The following is a 17,367-nucleotide window of genomic DNA, read 5'->3' on the forward strand; positions in this document are numbered from 1 at the left end:
CGGTTGCCCCGCGACGGCGAACCCCGCTACCGCGCCATCGCGACCGACCTGGCCGCGAAGATCCGCAGCGGCTTCTACGCCCCCGGCGCGGCCCTGCCGGCCCAGCGTGACCTGAGCACCGCCTACGGCGTCACGTTGATGACCCTGCGGCAGGCCCTGCGCCAGCTGAGCGACGAGGGCCTGATCGTCCAGCAGCCGGGGCGGGGCACGTTCGTGTCCCCGCCCCCTCTGGCCTACCGCCTGGGCTCGCTGCGCAGCCTCGCCGACGACCTGCGCGACCAGGGCTTCGCCGTGGCCACCGAGGTGATCTCGTCGACGTTGGCGGACTCGAAGACCTTCGGCGGGCGCGCCCTTCGCCTCGAACGGGTCCGCACGTTCGCCGGACGCCCCTGCGTCCACCAGGTGTCGTGGGTGCCGGCCCCGTACGCCGCCGCCCTGCTGGAGGTGGACTTCACCACGACGGCCTTGTACACGGCCCTGTCGAACACGGGCGTGCCGGTCCTGCGCGCGACGGAGACGGTCAGCCCCGGCCTGCTGGACGCCGCGTCGTCGGCGCTGCTGGCCGAGCCCGCGAACACGCCGGTCTTCATCAGCGCGCGGCAGACGTACACCGTGCACGACACGCTGGTGGTGTCGGACCGGGCCGTGATCCTGGGCTCGGCGATGGAGATCCGGGCCGAACGAGCGGCAACGGCCCTGTCCATGACGTGGTCGGGCACGCCCGCGACCGCGTAGCCCTCGCTCTCGCCTCGCGGCACTCAGACGTGTCCCCGCAGCGACTCGTCGTAGGTGACCACGGGGTCCCCGCCGAGCAGCCCCTTGGCCGCCCGCTGAAACGCCGTGGCCTCGCTGGGCCGCCGAAGCCGCACAGCGACTTGCGCGCACCCACTCCCCCCGCCGAGCCGAGCCACCGCCCCGGCCGGCAACAACGCCACGGCGTCCGGCTGCCCGGAGGGCCGAGCCACGACCCCGACCACGCTGCCCGCGACCCCGCGCCCGCCCCGCGTCACGGTGACCCGGTCCCCGAGCTTCAGTCCCCGCCCGTCCACGGCAAGCATCTCGGCGTCACCCCGCACCGCCCGCCCCTGCACCAGCGCCGCCCGCTGCAGCCCCGGGCTCCGCACCGCCGTCAGCACCGTCACCTGCTCCAGCTGCAGCCGCCCGGTGGCGATCCCCACGTCGAACAGCGTGTCGTCACACTCGACGGCCTCCGCCTCGGGCAGCCCCGCGAGCCGCTCGACCTGCTGGGGTGTGAACCGCCCGGCGAGCCGCACGTCGGCACCCCCGGGCAGATCGGCGAACCGCTCACTCCCCCCGAAGTGATCGAGCACGACAAACGCCCCGACAGCAGCGACCACGAACCCGGCCGCCCCGGCAATCCCCCGCCTGCTCACATTCGGTGACGCTAGGGCAACGCCACTCCAACACCGAGCACCCGGCCGGTGTGTCAGTCCTCGATCACCCGCTCCGCCCATCCGTCCACACAGGACCTGGGCCGCGTTCCACCGGGCGCGCGGGTCGGGCGAGCCCGGCGGATCAGCCGGTGCCCTCGGCCCTCAGGTGGCGGCGCTGGACCTGGCGGCGCTCGCGCAGGACGGACTGGAGGCTCTCCGGCGACATCGGCGGGTAGAAGAGGAAGCCCTGGGCGGCCGTGCAGCCCAGCTCCGCCAGCCGGGCCCGCTGCTCCGGGTTCTCCACGCCCTCCGCCACCACGCGGAGGCCTATCCGGCGGCCGAGGTCCACCGTGGTCTGGACGATCGCGCCGGCCTTCGGCGAGTCGAGCATCTGGGCGACGAACTCGCGGTCGATCTTCACCTCTTGGACCGGTACCCGGGTCAGGAGCGTGAAGGCGGAGTACCCGGTGCCGAAGTCGTCCACGGCGAGCTGCACGCCCAGCCGGCGCACGCGCGCCAGGACGTCGTCGATCACCGGGGAGTTGGAGAGCATGACGGTTTCGGTGATTTCCAGGACGAGCAGCTCGGCCGGAAGGCGGTAGCGGCTCAGGAGGTCCTTGATCGTCTCGGGGAGCTGGCGGTCGGCGAGGCTGCGGGCGGAGATGTTCACGGCCACCGGCACGGCCGAGCCGGCCCGGCGCCAGCCCGCGGCCAGGAAGATGGCCTTCTCCAGCACCCAATGGGTCAAGGGGCCGATGAGCTCGCTCGCCTCCACGGCCGGGAGGAACTGCCCGGGCATCAGGCGACCTCGGCGCGGGTGGCGCCAGCGGATCAGGGCCTCGACGCCGGTGACCGGAGCGGTGCCGGCCGCCGGGGGAGCCGCCGCGGGCTTGGCGCCGCCGGAGGTGGACTTCGGCGAGACGAGCGCGGGGGTGAGGGCGATGGCCGGCTGCAGGTCCAGGGTCAGCTGCTCCTCGCCGGTGGTGGCGGCGTTCAGGGCCTCGCGAAGTTCGGCCAGGAGGGCCAGGCGGTCGGTGCTGGCGTCGTCGCGCGCCGGGTCGTACCAGGCAACCGGCTGGCCGCCGTGCTTGGCCTGGTACATGGCGATGTCGGCCCGGCGCAGGAGCTCGGTCAGGTCGGCGGAGCCGGCGGCCGCCACGACCACGCCGATGGACGTCTCCTTGGACAGGACCACACCGTCGATCTCCATGGGGGCCGCGATCTGGGCGCCCAGGCGGCGCGCTCGCTCCACGGCGGCGGCCAGGGCCAGGTCTTCGGCGCCGTCGGCCAGGTCGGTGATGAGGATCGCGAACTCGTCGCCGCCCAGGCGGGCGTGGAGGTCGGTGGAGGGGTGGACGTCCGCGGCCGCGGGCGCGCCCGGTGAGTACGACGCGCCACCGGGGGCCGATCGGGCGAACGCGGGCGCCGAGGGGGTCCGGGGGCGCGGGATGACCGGGCCGGAGGGCCGATCCGAGGCCGGGACCTCCGCCGCGGTGCCCTGGACCCGGCGCGCGATCACCTTCAGGACCTCGTCGCCCGCCGTGTGACCCAGAGCGTTGTTCACCTCTTTGAAGTCGTTCACGTCCAGCAGGAGCAGGGCCACCGGGGCGCCCGGCGAGCGGGCCGACAGCCGGCCGTTGCCCCTCGCCAGCAGGGCCGCTCGGTTGAAGAGGCCGGTCAGCGGGTCGCGTACGGCGTCGTAGGTCGTGCGCTCGCTCATGGCCCGCAGCTCGTCGTGCGTGATGGCGTCGTGCAGGGCCGCGGCCAGCGCGTCGCCGAAGGTCGCCAGCATCAGGCGGTCCCGCGAGCGCTGCGGCGGCGGGCCGGCCAGCTGGAGCTCGCCGACCGACACCGAGCCGACGGTCAGGGCTCGGCTGGTGTACGGCCCCGGGGGAAGATCGCCGTGAGAACGGCCGCCCGAGAGGACGATCTTGGCCGCCGGCACGCGGAAGAGGCGCACGGCGCCCGCGATGCCGGCCGTCGCCGCGTCGCGCTCGTCCAGGCGGTTCAGGTCGCGGGCCACGTCGGCGAACTCGGCCCACGTGCGGCGCTCGTCGTCCTCGCCGATGCGGTTCGCGTAGAACTGGTGCATCAGCCAGAGCACGGGAGGCAGCAGCAGGAGCAGGAAGCCGCTGGTGGCGCAGGCCCAGACGACCACCAGGCCGACCGCCACATTGCCGACGAGCATCAGCGGGCTGCTCGTGACCATGGTCGACACCGTGTCGCGCAGGTCGCCGCCGGCGGCGACGATGCGCAGGATCACCAGGGCGAACGTGGCCACGAAGTACACGGCCGCGGCCGCGCACAGGGCCGCGACGAAGCGCGCCGGAAGGCTCTCGCCGGCGGTGCCGCTGCCCCAGATCACGACCATGACCACGGTGGCCAGGGCGGCGCCCACGGTCAGGGCGGCCACGCCGTAGATGCTCTCGCGGACGGGCCGGGCCCGGCTCGCGCGGGCGTCGAACAGGTGCAGGGCGGCGTGGGCGGCGGCGAAGCCCAGCAGGGCGACGAGCGGGACGACCTGCGGGGGGAAGTTCGCGAGCAGCACCACGATCGCGGCCTCGCCCCAGGCCAGCCGGGCCAGGCCGCCACCCGCGCGCACACGCACGCGGGCCAGCTGCGAGACCATCGCCACGGCGGCGCCGGTGAGCACGGCCGTCGGCACCGCCGGCAGACCTTCGACGTTGAACCGATTCAACGCGGCGGCGACGGCACCCTCGGGGAGGCGCGCGGCGGCCACCAGCGCGGCGGCGACACTCAGCCCGGCGGCGGCGACCATGAGGGCCACGAGCCGGGACGGCAGCGACCGATGCGCACGCGCGAGGGCGATCACCGCCGCCTCCGCGGGAGCGTGGCGGCCGCCGGCCCGGTGGCGACAGGGACGGACGACGGTGGGTGCAACGGGGCGTGCGCCATCGCGGTCACCATTGCCCCCTTGCCTGCCTCACGGGGATGCGCGCACGGCGAAGTGGAACACGCACCTCGTGCAGGCTAAGCCACGCAGGACAGGGACCAACAGTGGCCGGCGATGCGTTTCTAACTCAGATCGTTGCTGCCGACTACTCAGACGATGTGGTCGAGTCGTTGCGGTCCGGGTTCTTGCGGGCGTCCGGATCGGGGAACTCGGCCGGCAGGCGACGGATCCGCGCGGTCATGTTGCGGATCAGGAACACCGTCGCGATGCCCAGGAGCACGATGATGAGCAGCCCCATGGGGCCGGCCAGGCCCCCGGAGCGGGTGTCGCCGAAGTTGTTCTCGGCCAGGACGGCCAACGCGCTCATACCCTCACCTTACGCCGGCGAAGAGGTCGTCCTCGGGCGTGGTGGTCTCGACGAAGCTCTTGACGAGCTCGTAGTCCTCCGTGGGCCAGATCTTCTGCTGGATCGGCATCGGCACCGCGAACCAGAAGCCGTCCGGGTCGACCTGCGTGGCGTGTGCGCGCAGGGCGTCGTCGCGGACCTCGAAGAACTCGCCGCAGGGGACCTTGGTGGTGACGCGCTGGTCGGGGTCGGGCCAGTCCTGGCCGTCGCGGCGCTCCTGCCACTCCTTGAGCCACTCGGTGTAGGGCGACTCGCCCGTCGCCTCCAGCATGGCCTCGTGCAGCAGCGTCATGCGCTTCCGCGACCAGCCCATGTTGTAGTACAGCTTCAGGGGCTGCCACGGCTCGCCCGCGTCCGGGTAGCGCGACGGGTCGGCGGCGGCCTCGAAGGCGACCATGCTGACCTTGTGCGTCATCACGTGGTCCGGGTGCGGGTAGCCGCCGCGCTCGTCGTAGGTGGTGATGACGTGCGGCTTGAACGTGCGGATGAGTTTGACGAGGGGCTCCGCGGCGACCTCGGGATCCATGAGCCCGAAGCAGCCCTCGGGCAGCGGCGGCAGCGGGTCGCCCTCGGGGAAGCCCGAGTCGACGAAGCCGAGCCACTCCTGGCGCACGCCGAGGATCTCGCGGGCGCGGTCCATCTCGGCGCGGCGGATCTCGCCGATGTTCTCCCAGATCTCCGGGCGGTCGAGCTTCGGGTTGAGCACGCTGCCGCGCTCGCCTCCGGTGCAGGTCACGACGAGGACGTCGACCCCCTCGGCCGAGTATTTCGCCATGGCGGCCGCGCCCTTGCTCGACTCGTCGTCAGGGTGTGCGTGCACCGCCATCAAACGCAACTGCTCGGTCACGAGCTATCCCTCCAGAGAGACCCACCGCGAGGCGAGGAAACGTAACGACCCTATTGTGGTCGGTACCTCTGACAAAAAACGACGAGGACGCACTCCCGTGACCACTGCCAAAGAGACGCACGCCACAGACAAGTACCCGCCGGGCCGCTACGGCCGCCGGCGGGAGCCGCAGCCACGGCGCCGCTGGCTGGTGTTCGCCCTCGCCGCGGTGGTGGCCGTGGCCGGGCTCGCGATCGCGTGGCAGCTCTACCGGCAGTATGGTCCCCAGGACTTCGAGCCGCAGGTCCAGCGCTTCTACAACGTCACCGACGACGGCATCACCGTCGACTTCGTGGTGCGCAAGGAGCCCGACCTGCGCGCGACCTGCAGCGTTCGGGCACGTTCGGCCAGCGGCCAGGAGGTCGGGCTGGCCCAGGTGGACGTGCCCGAGGGGGCGGAGGCGCAGGTCACATATCGGCTGGCCACGAGCGATCGGCCGGTCACCGTCGAGGTCCCCGCGTGCGGGCCGCTGAAAACCAGGTAACGCCCGGGAAAATTCAAGTGGCCGCGGTGATGCGAGTCACTGGTACTTTGGTGGTTTGACCCAAGCGTGCTCGTAAGGAGATCTTCAGTGTCGACCACCGACGGCAACCAGGCCACCACCTGGCTGTCGCAGGACGCCTATGACCGGCTGCAGGCCGAGCTCGACGAGCTCATCGCCAACCGCCCGGCAGTAGCTGCCGAGATCAACGCACGCCGCGAAGAGGGCGACCTGCGCGAGAACGGCGGCTACCACGCCGCCCGCGAGGAGCAGGGCAAGGCCGAGGGTCGGATCTTGTACCTCAAGGAGTTCCTCCGCAAGGCGGTCGTCGGCGACGCGCCCACCTCGGACGCGGTCGCGCCCGGCACCGTCGTCACCATCCAGTTCGACGACGACGAGGACGACACGGAGAAGTTCCTCCTCGGCTCGCGCGAGATCGCCGCGACGACCGACCTGACGGTCTACAGCCCGGAGTCCGCCCTGGGCAAGGCGATCCTGGGCACCAAGCAGGGCGACATCGTCACCTACACGGCCCCCAACGGCGCCGCGATCACGGTGAAGGTCATCGCCTTCGAGCCCTTCGCGGGCTGAGCGGCCGCCGAACCTCTCCGGACAGGCGGGCTACACGCCGAACGTGACCGTGTAGCCCGCCGTCCGCAGGGCGGTGAGCAGGCGATCCGAGTGCTCCGACCCGCGCGTCTCGACGGACAGCGCGAGCTCGACCTCCCCCAGCTGCAGCCGCGAGTCCTGGCGGCGATGAGCCACGTCGACCACGTTGGCGCCCTGCTCCGCGATGTACGTCAGCAGCTTCGCCAGATGCCCGGGCCGGTCCCCGCAGCGCACGGTGAACGTGAGGTACCGCCCCGCCGCCGCGAGCCCGTGCTCGATCACCCGCAGCATGAGCATCGGGTCGATGTTGCCGCCGGAGAGCACGGCCACCACCGGCGTCCGCACCGTCACGACCCCGGCGAGCAGCGCGGCCACCCCGACGCTCCCGGCCGGCTCGACGACCATCTTCCCGCGCTCGAGCAGCATGAGCAGCGCCCGGGAGATGTCCTCCTCGGTGACCGTCACGACGTCGTCGACGAGCTTGGCCACGTGCTCGAAGGTGATGTCCCCGGGCCGGCCGACCGCGATGCCGTCGGCGATCGTCCCGAAGCTGTCCAGCCGCACCGGGCGCCCCTGGGCCAGCGAGGGCGGGAACGCGGCGGCGTCCGCGGCCTGCACGCCGACGACCCGCACGTCCGGGCGCAGCGCCTTGATCCCGACGGCGAGCCCGGAGATCAGCCCGCCGCCGCCGACCCCGGTGATCACGGTCTTGACCTCGGGCACCTGCCCGAGGATCTCGAGGGCGACGGTCCCCTGCCCGGCGATGACGTCGGGGTGGTCGAAGGGGTGGATGAACACGGCGCCGGTGCGCTCGGCGAACTCCTTCGCGGCGACCAGAGCCTCGTCGACGGTGGAGCCCGCGAACTCGACGGCCGCGCCGTAGCCCTTGGTCGCGGCGATCTTGGGCAGCGGGGCGCCGTGCGGCATGTAGACCGTGCTGCTGATGCCGAGCAGCCCCGCGGCCAGCGCGACGCCCTGCGCGTGGTTGCCGGCGCTGGCGGCCACGACCCCGCGGCGGCGCTCCTCGGCGGAGAGGCGGGCGAGCCGGACGTACGCGCCGCGCACCTTGAACGAGCCCGCGCGCTGGAGGTTCTCGCACTTGAGCCACGCCGGGCCGCCGAGCTTGGCGGTGAGCGGCCGGCTCGGCTCCACCGGCGTCAGGCGGGTCACGCCGGCCAGCAGGTGCCGTGCCGCTTCGATGTCGGCCAGCGTCACGAGATCCGAGGAGACGGTCATGGCCCGATCGTCCCACCAGCGGCTCCGCGCAGCCGGGCCACCCGGCCGTACTGTGCGCTGGTCACATTGGCGATCAGCAGGAGCGCGGCCCCGGCGGCCAGCACGAACAGGGCGGCCGGAGGGAGGTGGAGGATCAGCTCCCGCCCGAACAGGTGCGCGGCCAGCGCGTCGTCCACCGGGTGCCCGGCCCGGGCCTGGTCGCGCACGGAGGCGATCTCCGCCGCGGTCTCGCGCCCCGCCAGCCAGGCCACCCAGACCCACACCAGCGCCACGGATGCCGTGCCGTAGAAGGTCCACCGCAGGATCGCCACGCGGCGACGCAGCTGCGGCGCCCGCCCGACGCTGTCGACGACGCGGCGCGACCGGACCCCGAAGGCGACCAGGTTGCCGCGGGCCCGAAGCAACCAGCCGGCCCAGGCCACGGCGGCCACCAGCAGACACCCGACGAGCAGGGTCCCGGCGAACCATCGCAGGAACAGGGCGAGCGTCGCGGACTCGACGCCGGGGTGATGGACCGCATGCAGATCGGCCAGGGGCAGGAACGCGACCCCGAGGTTGACCAGCGCGGCGGCCGCGACGCCGAGCATCGCCGCCGCCGCCGGGCCCGAGATCGCCCGGATCATCGGCGCCGCGCGGCGACGCGGGGCCACCCGGGCGCGTGCCGACGCCAGGGCGCGGCCTGCTCCAGCTGACCGGCCAGGGCGAGCAGCAGCGGCTCCGACCCGGGCGCCCCGACGAGCTGCACCGCGGCCGGCAGCCCGTCCGGCCGGACCCCGACCGGGAACACGAGCCCGGGGAAGCCGGCGAAGTTCCACGGCGCCGCGTAGGGCGCGTAGCGGGTGTTGACCAGCATGTTCGCGGCCCACGAGCGCGCCGACCAGCGGTCCGCGGACGGGGGCGCGGCGGCCAGCGCCGGCGTCACCAGCACGTCGAAGCCGCCGTCGCCGAACCAGTTGCGGCAGCGCTCGCGCCAGGTCGCCCGGTCGGCGTCGCGGATCAGGCCCTGCTTGAGTGCCCGCTCGCCGAGGGCCACGTGGCGGCGGGTGCGCGGCTGCAGCGCGGCCTTGTCCAGCTCGGCGGCGTCGAGGCTCGCCGCGGCGAACCAGGTGGACAGCACCCGGGCGGCCAGCGCGGGCGGATACGACGGGTCGGCGCGCACGGCGTTGTGGCCATGGGCGAGCAGCAGCCGTACCGCATCGCTGAGGCCCTTGCGCGACCCGGCGTCCGGCCACACCCCCGCGACCGGGCTGCGCAGCGACACGGCGACCCGCAGCCGGGCCGGCTCGGCGAGCGCGTGCGGGGTGCGGCCGGCCAGCACCGAGTAGCCCAGGTGCGCGTCGGCGACGGTGGTGGCCAGGATGCCGTTCTCGGCCAGCCCGTACCAGTCGTTGCTCCCGATCCCGGCCGGCACCGAGCCCGAGCCGGGCTTGAGCCCGACGATGCCGCAGCAGGCGGCCGGGATGCGGATCGAGCCGAGCCCGTCGTTGCCGTGCGCGATCGGCACCAGCCCGGCCGCGACCGCCGCGGCCGAGCCGCCCGAGGAGCCGCCGGGCGTGCGGTCGGTCCGCCACGGGTTGCGCGTGACGGTGCCGGCGTCGTCGGTGGTGGCCCAGATGCCCAGCTCCGGCATCCGGGTCACACCCACGACGACCGCCCCGGCCCCGCGCAGCCGCCGGACGACCTCGTGGTCGCGCTCGGCCACGGGGCAGCGCGCGGTGGCCGAGCCGTTCCACGTCGGCAGCCCCGTGACCGGGACGTTCTCCTTGACCGCGACCGGCACCCCGGCGAGGGCCAGGTTCGCGAGGTTCGGCTGGTCGTCGACGATCTCCGCCTCGGCGATCGCGGCGCCCCCGCGGACCTCGCGGAAGGCGCCGACGATCCGGTCGTAGGCGCGGATGGAGTCCAGGTGATCGGCGACGACGGCCGTGGCCGAGGTGTCGCCGCGGCGCACCGCACGGGCGATCTCCCTGGCCGTGGCCCCTACCCAGGTGGTTGCGCGGTCCAGCATCGATGACACCTTCCGTACCCGTCCGTGGTGCGGTCAAGTGTGTCAACGAGCGAGCGCGGACTCCAGATCGGCCAGAAGATCGTCGATCGTCTCGATTCCGACGGACAACCGGACGAGGTCCCCCGGCACCTCCAGCGGGCTGCCGGCCGCGCTCGCGTGCGTCATGCGGCCCGGGTGCTCGATGAGCGACTCGACGCCGCCGAGCGACTCGCCGAGCACGAACAGGCGCGCGCGGTTGCAGATCTCCACCGCGTGCTCCTCCGACTGCGCGCGGAAGCTCACCATGCCGCCGAAGCGCCGCATCTGCTTGGCCGCCGTCTCGTGCCCGGGGTGGTCGGGCAGCCCGGGGTACAACACCTGGGAAACGGCCTTGTGGCGCGACAGGAACTCGACGACCTTCTCGGCGTTGTCGCAGTGGCGGTCCATGCGCACGCCGAGGGTCTTGATGCCGCGCAGGGTCAGCCACGCGTCGAACGGGCCGTTGATCGCGCCCATCGCGTTCTGGTGGAACGCCAGCTCGCCCATCAGCCGCTCGTCGGAGCCGATGAGCGCGCCGCCGACGACGTCGGAGTGCCCGCCGATGTACTTCGTCGTCGAGTGCACGACGAGGTCGGCGCCCAGGTGCAGCGGCTGCTGGAGATACGGCGAGGCGAACGTGTTGTCGACCACCAGCAGCGCCCCGCGGTCGTGCGCGACCTGGGCCAGCGCGGCGATGTCGGCGATGCCCAGCAGCGGGTTGGTCGGCGTCTCGACCCACACGATCCGCGTGCGGTCGGTCATCGCGGCGCGGATCGCCTCGACGCTGTGGATCGAGGCCGCGCTCCAGGTGAGGCCCCAGCGCTCGGCGACCTTGGAGAAGAGGCGGAACGTGCCGCCGTAGGCGTCGTCGGGGATGACCACGTGATCGCCGGGGCGGCAGACCGTGCGCAGCAGCGTGTCCTCGGCGGCGAGGCCGGAGGCGAAGGTGAGCGCGCGGCGGCCGCCCTCGAGCGCGGCGAGGCACTCCTGCAGGGCGTCGCGGGTCGGGTTGGTGGTGCGGCTGTATTCGTACCCGAGCCGCGGGCTGCCGACGGCGTCCTGGGCGTAGGTGCTGGTCTGGAAGATCGGCGGGACGACCGCTCCGGTGGCCGGGTCCGGGTCCTGCCCCGCATGGATGGCGAGGGTTTCGAAGCCGTGGGTCATGGGCCGACACTAGTCGCGGCTAGGCTGGCGTTCGTGTCGGACTGCCTGTTCTGCTCGATCGCGTCGGGCGCCTCGCCCGGCTACCTGGTGGCCTCGACGGACACCGCCGCCGCGTTCCTCGACATCCGGCCGGTGTTCAAGGGCCATGTGCTCGTGGTGCCCAAGGCGCACGTGGTCACGCTGACCGATCTCGACCCGTCGGACATCCCCTCGTACTTCACCTTCGTCCAGCGGATCGCGGCGGCCGTCGAGACCGGGTTGTCCGCGGGCGGCACCTTCGTCGCCATCAACAACCGCGTGTCACAGAGCGTCGCGCACCTGCACACGCACGTCGTACCGCGGACGAAGGGCGACGGCCTCAAGGGCTTCTTCTGGCCGCGGACGAAATACGCGAGCGACGAGGAGGCGTTCTCCTTCGCGGAGAAGGTCTCCGCCGTAATGAGCTCATAAGGCATCGCGGCGCATTTCGCGGCAGACTTGAGCCAGCGAGCCTCAAGTTTTAAGGAGCGGATCGTGTTCCTGCGGTACAACAAGCAGCTTGACCTGCCGACCGCCGAGTCGGCCATCCCCGGGCGCGACACCGAGATGCCCGTCGCCGCGAAGCACACCGTCCTCGGCACCCCGCTGCGCGGCCCCTGGCCCGCCGGGCTCGAGGTGGCCTACTTCGGCATGGGCTGCTTCTGGGGCGCGGAGCGCATCTTCTGGCGGATTCCGGGGGTGTACTCCACCGCGGTCGGCTACCAGGGCGGGTTCACGGCGAACCCGACGTACGAGGAGACCTGCTCCGGCCGCACGGGGCACACCGAGGCCGTGCAGGTGGTCTACGACCCGGCCACGGTGTCGTACGAGACGCTGCTCAAGGCGTTCTGGGAGAACCACGACCCGACGCAGGGCATGCGCCAGGGCAACGACGTCGGCACGCAGTACCGCTCGGCGATCTACACCACCACGCCGGCCCAGGCGACCGTGGCCGAGGCCTCGCGCGCGGCTTTCGCGCCGGTCGTGCGCGACGCGGGCCACGGCGAGATCACGACGGAGATCGGGCCCGCGGGGCCGTTCTACTACGCGGAGGACTACCACCAGCAGTACCTCTCCGACGCCAAGAACCCGATGGGTTATTGCAACCACGGTCCTAATGGCATGACGTGCCCGATCGGTGTCGCAACCGTCCCTGACGCATCCTGAGATGGACACTTCGCCCGTACTGTCCGTACAATCGTACGGACAGTACGGGGAGGGTTCAATGACCATTGCAGCCTCGGCGCGCTTCGAGTTCCGCCTGCGACCGGAAGCCAAGAGGCGGATCGAGCAAGCCGCAGATCTTGTGCACGAGAGCACGTCCGACTTCGCGCGGACCGCGGCGGAGGAACGCGCCGAACGCGTCCTGCAAGAGCACATGATGGCCACCGTCGTCCCGGCGGAGTTCTTCGACGATCTCCTGACCGCTCTCGACGAGCCGACCAAGCCGAACCAAGCGCTGCGAGCCGCCGCACAACGGGCTCACGACGTTGTGGAACGGAGGTAAGCCCGCGTGGCGTTCATCAGCGAAGCCCTGAGCGAGCACCACGACACCAGCTTCTTCGACAGCAGCAAGCCCGACCTCGATGGCTGGCTCCAGCAGCACGCGATGACGACCGAAGCGCGGCGCACGGGGCGCACCTTCGTGTGGCACGAGGACCACCGCGTGGTCGCGTATTACACGATCGCCGCGCATCTGATCGTGCGCGAGGATCTTCCCCGCACGCTCGGCCGCGGCAACCCGGCCCAGATCCCGGCCGTGCTGCTCGCGCGGCTGGCCCTCGACAAAACTCTTCACGGCCGCGGCCACGGCGGCGCACTGCTCTCGGACGCTCTCGACCGGATCGTCGTCGCCACGCAGACCGTTGCCGCCAGGTTCGTGGTCGTCGATGCGCTCGACAGCGCGGCCCACGGTTTCTACCGGCACCACGGCTTCCGGGACATCCCGGGCTCGATGCGTCTGGTCCAGAAGGTCAGCGACATCGCCGCCGCGCTCGGCTCTTGAGCCGATGTTTTCCGAAGTACCTCATCGTGCGCCAGGCTCCAAGAACCCCGGCGGCTACTGCAACCACGGCCCGAACGGCATGACCTGCCCGATCGGCGTCGGGACCCTGCCCGCCTGACCGCACGCCGGGCACCGGATCAGGTATCGGCTCGCACGTATTGCATGCTGATGACCTCGTTCCCGTCGTGCGGCGTGACCATGTACCAGATGGTTACGCCGTCGGCGGGCAGGTGAAGTTCCTAGGCACCCGGCAGGGGATCGCCCGGCGGGAACGGATCTGCGAGCGTCGGAACCGGATCATCGAGAAGATGGAAGATCGCACGCTGGACTGTCTATCGCAGTTGCCGGGGAAGTGCCTCTACCTGTTGCCAGGCTTGCTCAGGAAAGCGAATCTGCCGGTCAGGCACGAATTCCCCACGCCTCGGCAAGCTGCTCACGCGTGAATACCCGAGCCTCGTCGCCGGGTCCGGCACCGCGGTCTGCCTGCATGAGGGTCAACGCGACCTCACGTGCGGCCTCGCGGCGCGGTGCGCTCGGACGGCACGGCTGACACCGGCAGCCGAGCCGCGTACGAACCCGGCATGAAAGCCGGTTGGAATACCACATTGCCCGCCAGAGTCGAAGAGCCCCGGCGGGCCTTCACGACGGCGTGCCGGAGGACCCCGAAGGCAGACCGCCGAGGTCCACTCCCCGCAGCTCGAGCGTCGCGCGACGGGCTCGCTCCTCCCCCGGGTACTGCGCGCCGAACAGCCGCGGGACGACGGCCAGCCCGAAGCCGACCGCCAGCGGCAGGAGCACGACGAGCACCGGCCCGCCGACGATGAGCCCGCGCCCGGCGTCGCGCTCCCGGGTCGGCACGTGGCGCAGCCAGTGCCGTCCCCAGAACACGCCGGGGACGACGAGCGCCGCGTACAGGTAGCCGACCACTTCCTCGCCGCGCGATGAGGCGTGCGCGGCCGCGCCGCTGAGCATCCACACCGTCGCCGCCGCGCCGCCGAGGGTGCCCAGCACCGCCGCGGCCGCGGTCAGGGCCCGGCGGCGACGGTACCGCGGGCCGCGCTCCAGCCAGGTGGTGCCGATCCACCGCAGCGCCACCGCCGGCCCGTCCGGTGTGTCCCGGACGGGAAAGACCCGCTCGACCGCCATTCGCCGGCTCCCGTTCCCCGCCACGACCGCCTCGACGAGGCAGCGACGCGCACTGTACCGGGCCCGCGCGTTCGTGGGGGCGCCGCGGAGGGGAACCCGGCCACGGCCCAGGTAGCTGATTTGGGGGTTTTTGTCACTACTTCGGTGGGATGATCAGGGCTTGAGGCCGCCCCGCGGAGGCTTCCGCGCGGGCGGCCGGCCATCGAAGCAGTGACACACGCGGGGGACTGAAGAGTATGGGCCACGCCGACGATCGTCGTGCCGAAGCGAAGAACCATCAGTCAGCGGATGAGAGGGTGCCCCGGTGGGCACGGCGGCGCCGGCCGCTCGTGCTCGGGGGCGTCGGTCTGGCGGCGGTGCTGGGAGTCGGGGGCTTCATGGCCCTGCAGACCAGCGCCGGGGCCGCCACCGACCCGGTCGCGAGGGCGGCCGCGCAGAACGTGGCCTCGGACGATCCGTCCGCGGCCGCCAGTGACGGCACAAGCCCGTCGACCGCCCCGGCCCCGTCGGCCGGCGCGGCCACGAGCGCGCCGGGCGCCGCGGTCATGGACACCACGGCGACGCCGAGCCCGATGACGAGCGAGCAGCGCATCGGCGCCGCGCGCTCGGCCGCGGCCAAGGCGAGCAACAACGTGCGACAGCCGCTCCCGCCGGCGCCGGGCGGGGCGTCGGCCTCGGCCTCGGTGAGCGAGACGACGGGCCCGGACCGGACCACGCTGCGCATCGTGAGCGCTCGCGCCGACCTGACCGGGCAGCGCGAGCTGGCCTGGGTCGCCGACGACGGCCACGCGGTGGGCGACGCGCACTGCTCGCAGAACTTCCGGCTCAGCGCGAACCAGCCGGTCTCGCACAAGCCGAACATGCTGATCTGCTGGCGGGTGAGCGCCGCGAAGAGCGTCTTCACGGTGCTCATCGACCAGAGCGGCCACCCGTCGGAGGCCGACAGCGTGGCCGCGATCGACAAGACCTGGCTCGAGCTCGGCTGAACGAACACGGCTGAACGAACACGGCAAAGCGGCCCGGGAGCTCAGCTCCCGGGCCGCTTTCGTATCAGCGGGCCGTCCTAGTAGGGCGACACCGTGAAGGTGGCACCGCTGGTGACCAGCGAGCTGTCGTAGTCCGGCGCCGAGGCCGCGTTCGCGCCACCGGTCTGGACGTCGAGCCGGCCGTCGGTGACGACGGTGAGCGTGTACGTGCCCTGCTTGACCGGCGTGCCGGCGGCCGGCGCACCCGTCACGCCGATGCTGCCGGTCAGCACGAGGGTGCAGATCAGCTCGGTGTCACTCACGACCAGCACGTTGACGCACTCGGCGACCTCGGGGTTGGCCTTGTTGGTGGTGACCGTGGCGTCCGGCGACGGGTCGTACGCGCCGGAGACCAGGTACACGTGGGCGTTGGTGTCGTTCGGCGTCGTGCCGTCGGACGTGGTGAAGTTCGGCGCCAGGAAGCCGACGCCCTGGACGTCGATGTCGACGGTGCTGGACGGCGGCGCGGTGTTCGGCGAGATCACCACACCGTTGGTGTAGTCGTACGCCGCCGTCTGGGTCACGAGGCCGCCGGCCGAGTTGATGATCAGCGACACGCCCGTCTGTGCGGCGTGGGCCGGCGCGGTGGCGGTGAAGCTGGTGCCGCCCGACGCCACGACGATGTTGGTCAGCGCCGTGCCGCCCAGCGTGCCGGTCATGCCGGTGGCCGGGAAGTTGGTGCCCGTGACGGTGATGGTGGTGCCGCCCAGCGCGGGGCCGGTCGACGGCGACACGCCGGTGATGGTGGGCTTGCCGGCGATGGTGTACGCCGCGTTGCCGATCAGCGGGCTGCCGGCCACGCCCGTCGAGGCCACCGTGGTGCCCGAGTAGACGCACAGGTTGTACTTCGCGGTCGACTGCAGGATGGTCGGCGTGCCACCGCCCGTGCTGGCCAGCGCGAGGCCGGCGGGCACGGTGACCGAGATCTTGTTGGTGTTCGTCCCGCCGAGCTTCTTCACGTTGGAGGACGGCACGGCGATGACACCAGCGGTCTGCACGTAGGCCGCGGTGCCGGTCGGGGCCGTGGTCGGCGCGATCGCCGCCGGGGCCAGGTAGGTCGCCGCGCAGCTGGCGGCCGCGCCCGTGCCGACGTACTGGAACTCCACCGCCGGCGTCGTCGCCGTGGTGAAGATGTTGGTCGTCGCCGTGGCGGTGATGGTGTTCCCGCCGCCGCTCGGGCCGCTCGCCGCACTGAGGGTCAGCGGGACTGTAGCCGCGAACGCGGTGCCCATCGTGCCGACGATCATTGCGGTGACGGTGCCGCCGACTACGGCAGCGCGCGTCCGCCAGGTGCGAAGACGCGTCTTCGGGTGGTTCATGTGTGGTCTCCTCCGGTGGTCGCCACAGCAAAGCTGACTTGAGGGCTTACCTCACGCAAAGTAGCAGTGAAGTAGCTGAGAGTTACTCAAATCAGCCAAGAAGAGCCCCGGCCGCAGCCGGGGCTCTTCGGTTACCACATGGAGGGTTTTGGCAGGCGAGGGCACATTTCGCGATATATGCGGGGGAACCACGAGAAGTGCCCTCGCCTGCCGGGTAGACCCGCCCGATCCCTGGGGAGGACGCCTGGCCGGAGGCGTTCGGAGCCGACGGAGGCATGTCGGCAACCGTGTCCGGGCGGGTCTTTGTGTCGCGGGACTGCGTAGCACTGGCGGGGCGCGCCGAAGTCTCCGCTGGTATCAACGATCGTGTTACAGGAAGGTTCCCCGGTTTCCGCCGGCTCGATGCCAGCCGCCGCGCGAGCGCGGCTTGCCGAGGTCGATCCGCCAGTCGGGCATGGTCCGCAGGCTGTAGAGGTCGTGACGCGCCGTCCAGGCCTCGTTCCAGGGGCGCCGCGAGGCCTCGGCGGCGTTCTCGGCGAGCCGGCGCGGCGCGCAGGGCCACTCCCGCCCGCACCAGAGGCACAGCCCCTCCCCGTCGGACTCGCTGTGCCGACTCAGGATCTGCGTGGCGTCCCGCCACAGGAGTCGATCGACGACGTCTGTTGGCTCGGACTGGTCAACACTGACCAACTTCCCTACCCCCAGTCTCATGAGGCTTCCTGAGCACCTCCGGACGAA

General features: G+C 72.1%; 19 protein-coding genes. 8 read left to right on the forward strand and 11 right to left on the reverse strand.

Annotated elements, in window-relative coordinates; translation table 11 throughout:
- Window positions 1–3 precede the first annotated feature (3 nt).
- A complete protein-coding gene (locus tag ACQP2P_RS42075) occupies window positions 4–735 on the forward strand; it encodes a GntR family transcriptional regulator (RefSeq protein WP_433610720.1) in 732 nt (243 codons plus the stop codon).
- Between the two features lie 23 nt (window positions 736–758).
- On the opposite strand, the gene ACQP2P_RS42080 is transcribed toward ACQP2P_RS42075, so the two are convergent.
- The 4 genes from ACQP2P_RS42080 to mca form a co-directional block, all read right to left on the reverse strand.
- The gene (locus tag ACQP2P_RS42080; protein WP_433610722.1) at window positions 759–1,394 is read right to left on the reverse strand and encodes a hypothetical protein; all 636 of its coding nucleotides are present in this window, start codon (window positions 1,392–1,394) and stop codon (window positions 759–761) included.
- A 142-nt stretch (window positions 1,395–1,536) separates the two neighbouring features.
- A complete protein-coding gene (locus tag ACQP2P_RS42085; RefSeq protein ID WP_433610724.1) occupies window positions 1,537–4,227 on the reverse strand; it encodes a putative bifunctional diguanylate cyclase/phosphodiesterase in 2,691 nt (896 codons plus the stop codon).
- Between the two features lie 226 nt (window positions 4,228–4,453).
- Entirely contained in the window at window positions 4,454–4,675 is a 222-nt protein-coding gene (locus ACQP2P_RS42090; RefSeq protein WP_433610726.1) for a hypothetical protein, read from the reverse strand.
- Window positions 4,676–4,679: 4 nt separating this feature from the next.
- Window positions 4,680–5,561: a mycothiol conjugate amidase Mca gene (mca, locus tag ACQP2P_RS42095; RefSeq protein WP_433080544.1), complete on the reverse strand. Its 882-nt coding sequence runs from the start codon at window positions 5,559–5,561 to the stop codon at window positions 4,680–4,682.
- Window positions 5,562–5,658: 97 nt separating this feature from the next.
- Here mca and ACQP2P_RS42100 point away from each other — a divergent pair, with 97 nt between their 5' ends.
- Window positions 5,659–6,084 carry a DUF4307 domain-containing protein gene (locus tag ACQP2P_RS42100; protein ID WP_433610729.1) on the forward strand — a complete coding sequence of 142 codons (426 nt, stop codon included), beginning with the start codon at window positions 5,659–5,661 and terminating at the stop codon, window positions 6,082–6,084.
- A gap of 87 nt (window positions 6,085–6,171) precedes the next feature.
- Window positions 6,172–6,672, forward strand: coding sequence for a transcription elongation factor GreA (gene greA / locus ACQP2P_RS42105; RefSeq protein ID WP_350612024.1), 501 nt, complete (start codon window positions 6,172–6,174; stop codon window positions 6,670–6,672).
- 30 nt (window positions 6,673–6,702) lie between these two features.
- Here the strand turns inward: greA and ilvA are convergent, their stop codons facing one another.
- From ilvA to ACQP2P_RS42125, 4 genes are read right to left on the reverse strand one after another with little or no spacing between them, the layout of a single operon-like run.
- Window positions 6,703–7,926 (reverse strand): threonine ammonia-lyase, encoded by a 1,224-nt coding sequence (ilvA, locus tag ACQP2P_RS42110; RefSeq protein WP_433610731.1) that lies wholly within the window; start codon window positions 7,924–7,926, stop codon window positions 6,703–6,705.
- Window positions 7,923–8,549, reverse strand: coding sequence for a hypothetical protein (locus tag ACQP2P_RS42115; protein WP_433610733.1), 627 nt, complete (start codon window positions 8,547–8,549; stop codon window positions 7,923–7,925). Before ACQP2P_RS42115 ends, ilvA begins: the two co-directional genes overlap by 4 nt.
- Window positions 8,546–9,934, reverse strand: coding sequence for an amidase (locus ACQP2P_RS42120; RefSeq protein WP_433610735.1), 1,389 nt, complete (start codon window positions 9,932–9,934; stop codon window positions 8,546–8,548). Before ACQP2P_RS42120 ends, ACQP2P_RS42115 begins: the two co-directional genes overlap by 4 nt.
- 42 nt (window positions 9,935–9,976) lie before the next feature.
- Window positions 9,977–11,116, reverse strand: a complete 1,140-nt coding sequence (locus tag ACQP2P_RS42125) for a cystathionine gamma-synthase (protein ID WP_433610737.1) — start codon at window positions 11,114–11,116, stop codon at window positions 9,977–9,979.
- 33 nt (window positions 11,117–11,149) lie between these two features.
- On the opposite strand from ACQP2P_RS42125, the gene ACQP2P_RS42130 reads away from it, so the two are divergent.
- The 4 genes from ACQP2P_RS42130 to ACQP2P_RS42145 all read left to right on the forward strand — a co-directional run bounded on the left by ACQP2P_RS42130 (window position 11,150) and on the right by ACQP2P_RS42145 (window position 13,139).
- Window positions 11,150–11,566, forward strand: a complete 417-nt coding sequence (locus tag ACQP2P_RS42130) for an HIT family protein (RefSeq protein ID WP_433610739.1) — start codon at window positions 11,150–11,152, stop codon at window positions 11,564–11,566.
- Window positions 11,567–11,629: 63 nt separating this feature from the next.
- A complete protein-coding gene (msrA, locus tag ACQP2P_RS42135) occupies window positions 11,630–12,301 on the forward strand; it encodes a peptide-methionine (S)-S-oxide reductase MsrA (RefSeq protein WP_433610741.1) in 672 nt (223 codons plus the stop codon).
- Between the two features lie 58 nt (window positions 12,302–12,359).
- A complete protein-coding gene (locus ACQP2P_RS42140) occupies window positions 12,360–12,641 on the forward strand; it encodes a DUF1778 domain-containing protein (protein ID WP_433610742.1) in 282 nt (93 codons plus the stop codon).
- 6 nt (window positions 12,642–12,647) lie between these two features.
- Window positions 12,648–13,139, forward strand: coding sequence for a GNAT family N-acetyltransferase (locus tag ACQP2P_RS42145; protein ID WP_433610743.1), 492 nt, complete (start codon window positions 12,648–12,650; stop codon window positions 13,137–13,139).
- Window positions 13,140–13,778: 639 nt separating this feature from the next.
- Here ACQP2P_RS42145 and ACQP2P_RS42150 read toward each other — a convergent pair.
- Window positions 13,779–14,285: a hypothetical protein gene (locus ACQP2P_RS42150; RefSeq protein ID WP_433610744.1), complete on the reverse strand. Its 507-nt coding sequence runs from the start codon at window positions 14,283–14,285 to the stop codon at window positions 13,779–13,781.
- Between the two features lie 296 nt (window positions 14,286–14,581).
- On the opposite strand from ACQP2P_RS42150, the gene ACQP2P_RS42155 reads away from it, so the two are divergent.
- Window positions 14,582–15,271 (forward strand): hypothetical protein, encoded by a 690-nt coding sequence (locus tag ACQP2P_RS42155; RefSeq protein WP_433610745.1) that lies wholly within the window; start codon window positions 14,582–14,584, stop codon window positions 15,269–15,271.
- A 77-nt stretch (window positions 15,272–15,348) separates the two neighbouring features.
- On the opposite strand, the gene ACQP2P_RS42160 is transcribed toward ACQP2P_RS42155, so the two are convergent.
- Together ACQP2P_RS42160 and ACQP2P_RS42165 are read right to left on the reverse strand one after the other, a co-directional pair.
- Window positions 15,349–16,557, reverse strand: coding sequence for an IPT/TIG domain-containing protein (locus ACQP2P_RS42160; protein ID WP_433610746.1), 1,209 nt, complete (start codon window positions 16,555–16,557; stop codon window positions 15,349–15,351).
- A 441-nt stretch (window positions 16,558–16,998) separates the two neighbouring features.
- Complete coding sequence (locus ACQP2P_RS42165; protein WP_350612011.1) at window positions 16,999–17,340, reverse strand: hypothetical protein; 342 nt, start codon at window positions 17,338–17,340, stop codon at window positions 16,999–17,001.
- Window positions 17,341–17,367 lie beyond the last annotated feature (27 nt).

It is taken from the genome of Dactylosporangium sp. CA-139114, assembly GCF_050955725.1.
GTDB lineage: Bacteria > Actinomycetota > Actinomycetes > Mycobacteriales > Micromonosporaceae > Dactylosporangium.